Here is an 11794-nt window from a genome sequence, read left to right as displayed (position 1 = left end):
AGGAAGCAACAATGTCTCTGTTAATGATGCTGTTCCGCCTGGTGGGCGGCTGGCTGGCACTGGCTGCCTTTGCCAGCGTGGTCAGCGGGCTCAGCAACGCCTCGCTGCTGGCGGTGATCAACCATAGCCTGACGCTGCCGCCCGATGGGCTGGCCGATGTGGCGCTGAAGTTTGTGCTTCTTGCCGCGCTGATGCTCACCACTCGCGTGCTGGCTGAAACGCTGTTTATGTGGCTCGGGCAAAAGGTGAAGGCGACCTTGCGTAAAGACGTAGTGAATCACGTCAGCCAAACCGCCTGGGCACAGCTGGAGAAAACCGGCATGGCAAAGGCGGTGTCTATTCTGACGCAGGATCTCGACACGCTGGTGGTCTTTTTCGTCAGCCTGCCGGGGCTGCTTATCTATGGGGCGGCGATTGTCGGCTGCCTGATCTACCTCGGCACGCTGTCGTGGCAGGTTTTGCTGCTGGCGCTGCTGGTGCTAGGCCTGGGGGCAATGGGCTATCGCGCCGCCCACGGCAAAGCGCTGGGGCTGCTGCGTAGCTCACGGCAGCGGGAAGATACGCTGATTGCCCAGTGCAAGAAACTGTTCGACGGCGGACGTGAGTTTCGCCTTAACCCACCGCGCAGGCGGCATTTCGTCGACGGGCCGCTGAGCGAAAATATCGAAGCGGTTCGCCTCGAACGCACGCGGGGCTACGTGTTTTACGGCCTGGCAAAAAGCTGGGGCAGCGTGCTGTTCTTCGCGTTTATCGGCGTGGTGCTTTATTGGCTGCGGGAGTCCCTGGCGCTTGGCCCGGCGGTGATGACCGGCTACACGATGATTTTTCTGTACATGATTGTGCCGGTAGAAGGCGTGCTCTCGGCCTTGCCAACGCTGACCAGCGCCCGCATCGCGCTCCAGCGAATCGCCCAGCTTAAAGCCGATCTGCCGCAGGAAAAGCTGCTGCCGCTGAAAAGGCCGCCCCATTTTGACAGCCTCGAGCTGACGGACATTCGCTACGAATATCAGGGCGAGGAGGGTGAACGTTTTACCCTCGGGCCGCTCAATCTTTGCTTCACCCGGGGCGAGCTGGTCTTTCTGGTGGGCGGCAACGGCAGCGGGAAAACCACGCTGGCGAATTTGCTGGTTGGCCTTTACCCGCCGGACGGCGGTGAAATCAGGCTTAACGGTATGCAGGTTACGGCGGAGCAGCGTGAAATCTACCGCCAGCACTTCGCCGTGGTGTTCAATGACTTCTTCCTGTTTGATGACGTGGACAACGTGCATGAGCGCACGGTGGACCAGGTGAATAAGCTGCTGCATCTGCTGAAGCTCGACCACAAAGTGGCCTTCCGCGACGGGCGTTTTTCGACAACCGCGCTTTCCCAGGGGCAGCGTAAACGCCTCGCGCTGCTGCAGGCCTGGCTGGAAAACCGGCCTTTCTATCTGTTTGACGAGTGGGCGGCGGACCAGGATCCCGGCTTTAAAGAGGTGTTCTACAAGGTGCTGCTGCCAATGTTAAAAGCGGAGGGCAAAACGGTGCTCGCCATTACCCACGACGACCACTATTTCCCGCTGGCGGACAGGCTAATTAAGCTGGAGTCCGGGAAAGTGGTGGCAGACAGCGTGGTCAGGCCGCTGTCTGCCTGAATCGTGGATCTAAACCAAATGGCACGCGACGCGGTGAGCGTGGCCCACTTCACGCAGCACGGGGACTTCCTGGCGGCAGCGGTCGGTAACCAGCGGGCAGCGTGAGGAGAAGCGGCAGCCGGAAGGCGGGCGAGAAGGATCGGGGATTTCGCCCTGAATAGCGGCCACCGGCTCGCTGTTTGGATCCAACGTCGGGACCGCGGCCAGCAGCGCCTGGGTATACGGATGCAGCGGCTGACTGAATAGCACGTCGCGGCTGGCGGTTTCCACCAGCTGGCCGAGGTACATGACCGCCACGTCGTCGCACAGGTGTTCCACCACGCCGAGATCGTGCGAGATAAACAGGAACGTCACGCCGCGTTCGTCGCGCAGATCGGAAAAAAGATTGATGATCTGCGCCTGAATGGAAACGTCGAGCGCCGAAATCGGTTCATCCGCGATAATAAAATCGGGGTTTAGGATCAGCGCGCGGGCGATGCCAATGCGCTGGCGCTGGCCGCCGGAGAACTCGTGCGGGAAGCGGTTGTAATGCTGAGGCGAAAGGCCGCAAATCTTCATTACTTCCAACACGTTATCCCGCAGCTCGGTGCGGGTGCAAAGCTTGTGCTCCAGCATCGCCTCGCCGATGGCGTCTCCTACGCGGATGCGCGGGTTTAGCGAGCTGTAGGGATCCTGAAAGACGAGCTGAATTTTAGGCCGCAGCGCCCGCGTCTCTTTGGCGCTCAGCTCGCTTAGCTCTTTGCCGCGATATTTCACGCTGCCGGCGGTTTTGTCATACAGACCGAGCAGGGTGCGCCCAACGGTGGTTTTCCCGCTGCCGGACTCGCCTACCAGGCCGAAAATCGTGCCCTGACGAATGTTAAAGCTGACGCCGTCGACCGCACGCAGCTCGCCGGTTTGCTGGCCGAACAGCCCGTCACGTAGCGGGAAGTGTTTTTTGAGTCCTTCGACTTCAATAACGTACTGATTGTTCACGATGCGGACTCCGCTAACTCGCTGTAGAAACAGGCGGCCTGACGCCGCTGGCCGAGCAGCGCCGGAATGCCCTGGCGGCAGCGATCGGTGGCGTGCTCGCAGCGGTCGGTAAAGGCGCAGTAAGGCGGCAGGGCAGCCAAATCGGGGACCTGACCGGGGATAGAATAGAGCCTGCGGCGGCGCTCGCCGGGCACCGGCCGGGAAGCGATCAGCCCTTTGGTATACGGGTGCAGCGGATGGCGGAGTACGTCAGCCGTTGGCCCTTGTTCGACGATGCGCCCGGCATACATCACCACGACGTGTTCCGCCATTTGGGCGATAACGCCGAGATCGTGGGTGATCAGCATCAGCGCCATGTGGTGCTGGCGCGCCTGATCCCGCAGCAGGCGGAGGATCTGAGCCTGAACGGTCACGTCCAGCGCCGTGGTGGGCTCATCGGCGATCAGCAGTTTTGGCCGGCAGCTCAGCGCCATGGCGATCATTACCCGTTGCAGCATGCCGCCGGAGAGCTGATGCGGATAGCTGGCCATCAGGCTCTCCGCTCGCGCCAGCCCGACGTCGGTCAGCATTTGTGTCGCCAGGTTCCAGGCGACTTTCGGCGTTTCTCCGCGATGACGGATCGGCGGCTCACAAAGCTGATCGCCGATGGTCAGCACCGGATTCAGGGCGGTCATCGGCTCCTGGAAAATCATCGCCAGCTCGTTGCCGCGTAAATCTGCCATTTGCGCAGGCTTAAGGCCGAGCAGGTTCTTGCCCTGAAAGAGGATCTCGCCGCCGTCAATCCGCGCGGCCTGTGGAGGGAGTAAACCCATCAGCGACATGGCGGTCACGCTTTTGCCGCAGCCGGACTCCCCGACGACGCCAACGGTTTGCCCGGCATGAACGGTAAACGACACGTCCTGCACGGCGCGCACGCGGCCCTGCTCTCCGGCGAAGGAGAGGGAGAGGTTGTTAAACTCAATCAGCGCTTCGCTCATTTCACGCCTCGCTTCATTTTCGGGTCCAGCGCGTCGCGCAGGCCGTCGCCCAGCACGTTAATCGCGATCACGGTGATAAAAATGGCTATTCCCGGCGGCATCCATAACCACGGGCGGCGCTGGAAGTCGATCAGGCTGTTGGCGCTGTCCATCATATTGCCCCAGGAAGGGGTGGGCGGCACGACGCCGAGGCCCAGGTAGCTCAGCGCCGACTCCATCAGAATGGCGTTTGCCACCGCCATGGTGGCCATGACCACCAGAATTGGAATGGTGTTCGGCAGCAGGTGGCCGAACAGGCGACGGCGGGCGGATAGGCCCAGCACGCGAGTTGCCAGCATAAAGTCGCGTTCGCGCAGAGAAAGGATTTGCCCGCGCACCAGGCGCGCCAGCTTCGGCCACTCCAGCAGGCTCAGCATGATGACCACCATGTAAATACGCGAGTCCGGCGAGAAGTCGAGCTCCGACAGCATCGCGCCCGCGACGATCAGCAGCGGCAGGCTGGGAATGGTCATCACCAGATCTGCCAGGCGCATAATCAGTTTGTCGGTCCAGCCGCCCAGGTAGCCGGAAACCGCGCCGAGCAGGTAGCCGAGGGTGACCGATAGCAGCATGGTCAACAGGCCGATGATTAACGAGATGCGCCCGGCAAGCAGCAGGCGGGTGTAGACGTCACGCCCGAGGAAGTCGGTGCCCAGCCAGTGCACTTCGCCCGGCGGTTTGTTGATCATCAGCGCGTCGGTGGCGTCGTCTTTCCACGGCGACCAGAGCGGCCCAAACGCGCACCATACCGCCATCACCATCAGCAAAATCAGGCACAACATCGCCAGATGGTTGCGCCTCAGCGCCTGCCAGGCCTGACGCCACGGCGAAGGCGTGACCTGCGCCAGCGCCGGGATTTCCGCCTTGCGCAGGCGGCGATTGGTAGAAAACAGAGAGCTTAACATCACGACCTCACACGAATGCGCGGGTCGGCCCACGCGTAAAGCACATCGGCAATCAGGTTGCCGAGGATCGTCAGCACCGCCAGAAACAGCGTGAAGCCCATCAGCACCGGGTAATCACGGGCGGCGAGTGAATCAATATGAATGTGGCCCGCGCCCGGCCAGTTAAAGACTTTTTCGGTAATGATCGCGCCTGAAAACAGCCCCGGCAGCTCAAAGCCCAGCAGGGTGATGATCGGCAGCAGCGCGTTGCGCAGGGCGTGTTTGAGGATAACGGTGCGCTCGCGCAGCCCTTTGGCGCGGGCGGTGCGGATAAAGTCCATCTTTACTACGTCCAGCATGCTGGCGCGGAAATAGCGCGTCAGGCTGCCTGCCTGCAGCATCACCAGGGCGAGGACGGGCAGCACAAGGTGGGCGGCAACCTGCACGACGTAGGCCGAGCCGGTTGCGTCGCTGCCGGTATTGGTCATGCCGCCGACCGGTAGCCAGTGCAGATCCACCGCGAACCATTTGATAAGCAACAGGCAGAGGAAAAAGGTCGGGAAAGACATGGCGGCGAACACCAGCACGCTCACCAGGTGGTCAAACAGCGAGTTGGGCTTCATGGCCGAGACAATGCCCACCGCCAGGCCAATGCCCCAGTAAAACACCAGCGCGATGGAGGCCAGCAGGAAAGAGTTCCAGATGTACTGGTTTAGCAGCTGGCTGACCGGAATCTGGTATTGCAAAGAGAAGCCTAAGTCGCCGGTCATGAGCTGACCAAGCCAGTGGATATAGCGGGTGAACAGCGGCTGGTCGAGGCCGTAAATAGCCTTTAGCTCGGCGACGCGGGCGGCGGTCAGCGTAATATTCCCGTCGATAAAGTCGCCGGGCGTTTTCGCGAACAGCATAAAGATAATAAACGAGGCGAGCAGCAGCATCGGCAGGGTTTGCAGCAGGCGGCGCAGAATAAAATTTTTCATTACGTTCTCACTGCCGCCGCCCCGGTAAAAGGGCGGCGGCGAGGTTTACTGCATTACTTAACGATTTTCACATCCGGCAGGCTGCCGGTCAGGCCGTTGTAGATGTCCGGCTTAAAGCCGGTGACGCGGGCGCTGCTGGCGGACAGTATTTTGCGGTTGCCGAGCAGAATCGCCGGTGGATCCGCAGCCAGCACCTTATACAGCTCGTGGTAGATAGCTTTACGCTTCTCTTCATCCAGCGTGGCGTTGCCGTCGTTTATCAGCTTATCGACCTGCGCATTGCTGTAGCCGGAGGCCTTCGCTTCATTGCTGTAGAAGTCCCAGACGCCGTCGTGCGGATCGTTCAGCGTGCTGGTGCTGAAGGAGGCCAGATCGTAGTTGCCCGCTTTACGCTGTGCCATCAGGGCGTTGAAGTCGACGACCTGCGGCTTCAGCAGCACGCCGATTTGCTGCCAGTTCTCTTTAGCGATCGGGATCAGCGCGTCGTTCAGCACTTTTTTGCTCGCCAGCAGCGTCAGTTCCAGACGTTTGCCGTCCTTCACGCGGATGCCGTCCGGGCCTGGTTTCCAGCCCGCTTCATCCAGCAGCTTTTTCGCTTGCGTAGGATCGAATTTATACGGATTTACGCCTTCCGGGTTATAGGCCCAGGAGATCGGCGAGATCGGTTCGTTGGCGACAGTGCCGTAGCCCTGGTAAACCACGTCGATCAGCTTCTGGCGATCCAGGCCGTAGATCAGTGCCTGGCGGACTTTTACGTCCTGCAGCGCCGGGCGACGAACGTTGAATTCAACCTTGCTGTAGTCGCTGGAGCCGTAAAGGTTGATATTGGCGAAGCCCAGCAGTTTCAGCTGTTCAATATCGTCCGGGCGTGAGGTAAAGGCGTCGTAATCCGTCTCGCCGGTCTGGAACAGCTGGAAGTTGGTGGACGGGTTAGTCACGCGGTAGATAAAGCGCGGCGTTGGCGGCGTGCCGCGGTAGAAATGGGTGTTGGCGTGGAAGCGAATTTCCTGCCCCGGAATGTACTTATCGTAAACATAAGGACCGTTGCCCAGCGGTTTACCGTGCAGGGTACGCAGGTAATCCAGGTTGCCGGGCTGGTAGCCTTTGCCGTAGTAAGCTTTCGACAGTACCGGGCCGCCAATCTTGCCCAGCGTGGTTGCGCCCGGTTGGGTGGTGGTGACCTGCAGCGTAAGCGGGTCAATAACCTTCAGGCCGCTGACGCGGTCGGCTTTCCCGGCTTTGTAATCTGCACCGCCGGCAATGTTGGCCAGCGTAATGTCGGTATCGCCGTCATATTTCGGGTCATACAGCACGGTGAGGGTGAACGCGACGTCTTCGGCGGTGAGCGGAGAGCCGTCGCTAAAGGTCAGGTCAGGGCGCAGCTTGATGGTGTAGACCTTGCCGTCCGGGCTGACTTTCCAACTTTCGGCGAGGCCTGGCACCAGGTTGCCGTGGCTGTCCCAGTCAATCAGGCGCGAGAAAATGACGTTGGTGACGTTTTCATCCCAGCCGTTAACGAAGAAGTAAGGGTTAAAGATGCCCTGTGGTTCAGAGATCCCGGCCACAACCGTGTCTTTGCGAAGCTTAGCGGTGGCAGGGATCTGGCTTGCGTCGGTGGCGGGCGTGATGCCTTCTTTTAAAATGTCATCGGCTGCTGCTGCGCCGGAGAAAACCACCACGCTGCTAATCAGGGCTGCCTGTAATGCCAGGCGAAAGCGCGTGGGTTTTGTTTGTAATGCGTCAAGTAACCTGGCCAATAGCATTCCCTCAAGATTTTTTGCTGTAAAATTTACAAATCATGACGAAAGATAAAAGCCGGAATTGTCACTGTCTAACAACGAAATGCTATGCCTTATAGCGATTTGTTCCTTTGCGCGGGGGAAGAGAATGATTTGTGCTGAAGCTGATTTTCGCCCAGGAGCCTGCATAACATTCCTGGAGGGGTATTTTCGAAGTGTAACCATTCCTTGCCACTCCCGACGCCAAATGTTAAAAGGTGCCCCTTTGACAAATCACAAAGGAGCAGGGCGTGAAAAACACGTCAGTCGCATCTGAGCCACAGGGCCAGAATGCGGGGCCGGAGGATGGCCATCAATTACAGCGCGGGTTGCAGAACCGCCATATTCAGCTGATTGCGCTGGGCGGCGCTATTGGCACAGGACTTTTTCTCGGCATTGGCCCGGCGATCCAAATGGCGGGGCCTGCCGTACTGCTGGGCTACGGCGTGGCGGGGATCATCGCGTTTCTGATCATGCGTCAGCTTGGTGAAATGGTGGTTGAAGAGCCGGTTTCTGGTTCGTTTTCCCATTTTGCCTATAAGTACTGGGGGCCTTTCGCCGGGTTCCTGTCCGGCTGGAACTACTGGGTGATGTTCGTGCTGGTCGGCATGGCGGAGCTGACCGCCGGCGGCATTTATATGCAGTACTGGTTCCCGGACGTGCCGACCTGGACGTGGGTGGCCCTGTTCTTCGTGGTGATTAACGCCGCGAACCTGGTGAACGTGCGCCTGTATGGCGAGATGGAGTTCTGGTTTGCGCTCATTAAGGTGCTGGCGATTGTCGGCATGATTGGCTTCGGTATCTGGCTGCTGGCCTCCGGGCACGGTGGCGAAAGGGCGAGCGTCAGCAACCTCTGGCAGCACGGCGGCTTCCTCGCCACGGGCTGGCACGGGCTGATTTTGTCGCTGGCGGTGATCATGTTCTCGTTCGGCGGCCTGGAGCTTATCGGCATTACGGCGGCGGAAGCGCGCTCGCCGCAGACCACCATCCCGAAGGCGGTTAACCAGGTGGTTTACCGTATTCTGCTGTTTTATATCGGCTCGCTGGTGGTGCTGCTTTCGCTCTATCCGTGGCTGGAAATTAAGTCCAGCAGCAGCCCGTTCGTGATGATTTTCCACGAGCTGAACAGTAATGTGGTTGCCTCGGCGCTCAACTTCGTGATTCTGGTGGCTTCGCTGTCCGTTTATAACAGCGGCGTGTATTCCAACAGCCGCATGCTGTTCGGGCTGTCCGTGCAGCGTAATGCGCCAAAATTCCTGGCGAAAGTCAGCCGTGGCGGCGTGCCGGTGAATTCGCTGCTGCTGTCTGGCGCAATCACTTCGCTGGTTGTCGTTTTAAACTACCTGCTGCCGCATGAGGCCTTTGGTCTGCTGATGGCGCTGGTGGTGGCGACCCTGCTGCTGAACTGGATCATGATCTCGCTGGCGCACATTAAGTTCCGTCGGGCAATGCGCAGCCAGGGGCATGAAACCAGCTTCAGGGCGCTGCTGTACCCGTTCGGTAACTATCTGTGTATTGCCTTTATGATGATGGTGCTGGGGCTGATGTGTACCATCGACGGTATGCGTCTGTCTGCGATGCTGCTGCCGGCCTGGATAGTGTTCCTGTTTGTCGCCTTTAAGCTGCTGCGCCGTAAAGCCAGCTAAAGTCCAACAATAACGCCAACGGTTTTTAATAGGGTTGGCGTTATTTATCTTAAATTTAAAAAGAGCGCTTAATTTACCTTTGGGAAATAGAATCTTTCTGCCATAACAAAATAAACTACAGCGCTTTTACAATTAACGCCTAAGTTAATGACAAATTAATTTTCATTTTCGCCGCTTATCAAATAGTCCTTTCTTATTTACCTCATTCGGCAGAATATATCGCCGCACACTGCAGCGCATCGCGCCAATAAATAACAACATCGCATACCTTTTGCCACGCTCGCTGGCACTCTTCTCTTTTACAGCTTGGGATTTATATGAGAGTTAACAACCCTGTTACGCAGCAGGAGCATCTTCTCAGGGACGGAGAGGCTTTGATGTCGACCACCGATATTCACAGCCATATTACTTATGCCAATTCTGCTTTTATTAAAGCCTGTGGTTTTGCCGAACAAGAGTTAATGGGCGAGGCGCATAATCTTATTCGCCATCCCGATATGCCACCCGAAGCGTTTGCCGATATGTGGGCCACTTTACAGCAGGGAGACAGCTGGACGGGGATGGTTAAAAATCGCCGGAAAAATGGTGATTTTTACTGGGTCCGTGCGAACGTGACCCCGGTTTACCATGACGGCGAACTGACCGGGTATATTTCGGTGCGAACGGTGCCGGAGCGAGAGGAAGTGGCGGCAAGCGAAGCGCTATATCAGGCCGTCAGAGAGAAACGTGCCGGGCACCTGCGCTTCTTTAAAGGGCTGGTTATCCGTCGCGGCTGGAAAAGCGTGCTGTCGCTCTTTCAGCGCCTTTCATTGTCTCAACGGCTCTTCGGGGCGCTGGTTACGTTAGCGCTGGCCGTTGGCGTGATGCCGCTGGTGCATTTGAACAGCGGCGGGCAGGCGGCGCTGACCGTTTTGCTGCTTGCCGCGCTGGGGAGCTTTCTCCAGCAGCAAATTATCAGGCCGGTAAAAACCATCGTCCGGCAAATGCAGAGAATTGTCTCCGGGCAAAAAACCGGGCTGATTCAGCTTAATCGCGTGGATGAGATAGGCCTGATGATGCGTCTGGTAAACCAGTCGGGGCTTAACCTGCGCTCGCTGGTGGATGATGTGGGCGGCCAGGTCAGCGGCATCGGCGGGATAAGCCATCAGCTGGCAGGTAGCAGCCGGGCGATGAGCGAACGTACCGATGAAACCTACGCCCAGCTGCAGCAGACGGCGGCGGCCATTGAGGAGATCTCCGGTGCGGTCGAGCAGACGGCGGATTCTGCCGCGCAAACGTCGCAAATGGCAGACAGGGCCAGCCAAAGTGCGCTGGAGGGCGAGCAGATGATGAAACGCACGCTGACGATGATGGAGTCGATGGCGGAGGCCAGCGAGCATATCGTCGAGATAATCAGCGTTATCGACAAAATTGCTTTCCAGACTAATATCCTCGCGCTGAATGCGGCGGTGGAGGCGGCCAGAGCAGGCGTTTCCGGGCGGGGCTTTGCGGTGGTGGCCGCTGAAGTCCGTAACCTGGCACAGCATTCCGCCTCGGCGGCGAAAGAAATTAAAACGCTGATCGATCGTAACGCAGCCAGCGTCAGCTCGGGCGTTGCCGAAGTGAAAAGTGCGGAAAAGCACATCAGCGAAATGGCAGAAGAGATAGTCAGGATGGCTGGGTTGATAAGAGAAATTGGCGATGCGACCCGCGAGCAGACCAGCGCGCTTGGGCTTATTAACCATTCGGTGGAGCAAATAAGTACCATGACGCAGAACAATGCCGACATGGTGGTGCAGGCAGGCGCGGTCGTTGAAAATCTTAATCAACGTGCGCGGCGCTTAACCAGCGCGATTAACGTCTACGGCAGTTAATTTTGCTGTGCCGGACGTGGGTGACAGTGATGTCCGGCACCTTATCCTCCTGGATTTACGCTATCATGCTGGCCTAAATTAAGCGGAAGTTTGAAAGGGCAGGGTGATGAGCGTTAGTCGGAAAGGGATGCTGTATGTGTTGTTTGCGGCGGTGCTGTGGGGAAGCTCCGGGGTGTGTGCGCAATACATTATGGAGCAGAGCCATATTTCCTCGGCGTCGCTGACCATGCTGCGGCTGCTGTTTTCCGGCCTGATCCTGCTGATGCTGTCGTTTATGCACGGGGACAAAATCTTCGCCGTGTTTAAGCTGCGTGAAGACCTGATTTCTCTGCTGATTTTTACCCTTTGCGGCGCGTTAACGGTGCAGTTGACCTTCCTGCTAACCATCGAGCAGTCCAACGCCGCAACCGCCACGGTCCTGCAGTTCCTCTCGCCAACCATTATCGTGGCCTGGTTTGCCTTCGTGCGTAAAAAGCGCTCCGGCAAGCTGGTTTATGCGGCGATCGGAACCTCGCTCATCGGGACCTTTGTGCTGGTGACTCACGGCAACCCGGCGTCGATTACCATCTCGGGCAGCGCGCTGTTTTGGGGGATTGCCTCCGCGTTTGCCGCAGCGTTTTACACGACGTACCCCTCGAAGCTTATCTCCCGCTACGGCACGTTACCGATAGTCGGCTGGAGCATGCTGCTGGGCGGCGCGGCACTGCTGCCGTTTTACGCCAGCCAGCCAGGCAGTTTTACCACGAGCGGCGGCACGCTGCTGGCCTTTTTCTACCTGGTCATCGTGGGCACGGCTATTACCTTCAGCCTCTATCTGACCGGCGCGCAAATGATTGGTGGGGCAAAGGCCAGTATTCTCAGCTGCGCGGAGCCGTTAAGCAGCGCGCTGCTGTCGGTATTGCTGCTGGGGATTAGCTTTACGCTGCCGGACTGGCTGGGATCGCTGCTGATTATCTCTTCCGTGGTGCTTATCTCTTTGGATTCCCGAGGTAAGCTGCATTCGCGCTAAAGCTCTACATTTTGCAAGGTTT

9 protein-coding genes are annotated in these 11794 nt (G+C 58.3%); 4 read left to right on the top strand and 5 right to left on the bottom strand.

Features of this window, described 5'->3' with window-relative positions; translation table 11 throughout:
- Nucleotides 1–11 precede the first annotated feature (11 nt).
- Entirely contained in the window at nucleotides 12–1631 is a 1620-nt protein-coding gene (locus HX778_RS09775) for a cyclic peptide export ABC transporter (RefSeq protein ID WP_176981872.1), read from the top strand.
- Between the two features lie 9 nt (nucleotides 1632–1640).
- On the opposite strand, the gene HX778_RS09770 is transcribed toward HX778_RS09775, so the two are convergent.
- Genes HX778_RS09770 through HX778_RS09750 form a run of 5 tightly spaced genes read right to left on the bottom strand, consistent with a single transcriptional unit; the run spans nucleotide 1641 to nucleotide 7249 of the window.
- Nucleotides 1641–2606, bottom strand: coding sequence for an oligopeptide/dipeptide ABC transporter ATP-binding protein (locus HX778_RS09770; RefSeq protein ID WP_176981871.1), 966 nt, complete (start codon nucleotides 2604–2606; stop codon nucleotides 1641–1643).
- Nucleotides 2603–3583 (bottom strand): ABC transporter ATP-binding protein, encoded by a 981-nt coding sequence (locus HX778_RS09765; protein WP_176981870.1) that lies wholly within the window; start codon nucleotides 3581–3583, stop codon nucleotides 2603–2605. Before HX778_RS09765 ends, HX778_RS09770 begins: the two co-directional genes overlap by 4 nt.
- Complete coding sequence (gene opp4C / locus HX778_RS09760; RefSeq protein ID WP_038475212.1) at nucleotides 3580–4527, bottom strand: oligopeptide ABC transporter permease; 948 nt, start codon at nucleotides 4525–4527, stop codon at nucleotides 3580–3582. The genes HX778_RS09765 and opp4C overlap by 4 nt, the downstream gene beginning before the upstream one ends.
- Nucleotides 4527–5486: an ABC transporter permease gene (locus HX778_RS09755; protein ID WP_176981869.1), complete on the bottom strand. Its 960-nt coding sequence runs from the start codon at nucleotides 5484–5486 to the stop codon at nucleotides 4527–4529. The genes opp4C and HX778_RS09755 overlap by 1 nt, the downstream gene beginning before the upstream one ends.
- A 53-nt stretch (nucleotides 5487–5539) precedes the next feature.
- On the bottom strand, nucleotides 5540–7249 hold the full coding sequence (locus HX778_RS09750) for an ABC transporter substrate-binding protein (protein WP_370527377.1): 1710 nt from the start codon (nucleotides 7247–7249) through the stop codon (nucleotides 5540–5542).
- Nucleotides 7250–7515: 266 nt separating this feature from the next.
- Here HX778_RS09750 and pheP point away from each other — a divergent pair, with 266 nt between their 5' ends.
- From pheP to HX778_RS09735, 3 genes are all read left to right on the top strand, one after another.
- Complete coding sequence (gene pheP / locus HX778_RS09745) at nucleotides 7516–8910, top strand: phenylalanine transporter (protein WP_176981867.1); 1395 nt, start codon at nucleotides 7516–7518, stop codon at nucleotides 8908–8910.
- Nucleotides 8911–9227: 317 nt separating this feature from the next.
- Complete coding sequence (locus HX778_RS09740; protein WP_176981866.1) at nucleotides 9228–10763, top strand: PAS domain-containing methyl-accepting chemotaxis protein; 1536 nt, start codon at nucleotides 9228–9230, stop codon at nucleotides 10761–10763.
- Between the two features lie 106 nt (nucleotides 10764–10869).
- Entirely contained in the window at nucleotides 10870–11772 is a 903-nt protein-coding gene (locus HX778_RS09735; protein ID WP_038475199.1) for an EamA family transporter, read from the top strand.
- The last annotated feature ends 22 nt before the right edge of the window (nucleotides 11773–11794 follow it).

The sequence above is a fragment of the Cedecea sp. P7760 genome (assembly GCF_013386425.1).
GTDB classification, from domain to species: domain Bacteria; phylum Pseudomonadota; class Gammaproteobacteria; order Enterobacterales; family Enterobacteriaceae; genus Cedecea; species Cedecea selenatireducens.
This window is presented reverse-complemented; position numbering and strand designations above follow the sequence as displayed.

What these genes read in the sequence shown, in the direction of transcription:
- opp4C (WP_038475212.1), bottom strand. Translation starts at nt 4,527, where the DNA reads ATGTTAAGCTCTCTGTTTTCTACCAATCGCCGCCTGCGCAAGGCGGAA.
- HX778_RS09765 (WP_176981870.1), bottom strand. Translation starts at nt 3,583, where the DNA reads ATGAGCGAAGCGCTGATTGAGTTTAACAACCTCTCCCTCTCCTTCGCC.
- HX778_RS09740 (WP_176981866.1), top strand. Translation starts at nt 9,228, where the DNA reads ATGAGAGTTAACAACCCTGTTACGCAGCAGGAGCATCTTCTCAGGGAC.
- HX778_RS09735 (WP_038475199.1), top strand. Translation starts at nt 10,870, where the DNA reads ATGAGCGTTAGTCGGAAAGGGATGCTGTATGTGTTGTTTGCGGCGGTG.
- HX778_RS09775 (WP_176981872.1), top strand. Translation starts at nt 12, where the DNA reads ATGTCTCTGTTAATGATGCTGTTCCGCCTGGTGGGCGGCTGGCTGGCA.
- HX778_RS09750 (WP_370527377.1), bottom strand. Translation starts at nt 7,249, where the DNA reads ATGCTATTGGCCAGGTTACTTGACGCATTACAAACAAAACCCACGCGC.
- HX778_RS09755 (WP_176981869.1), bottom strand. Translation starts at nt 5,486, where the DNA reads ATGAAAAATTTTATTCTGCGCCGCCTGCTGCAAACCCTGCCGATGCTG.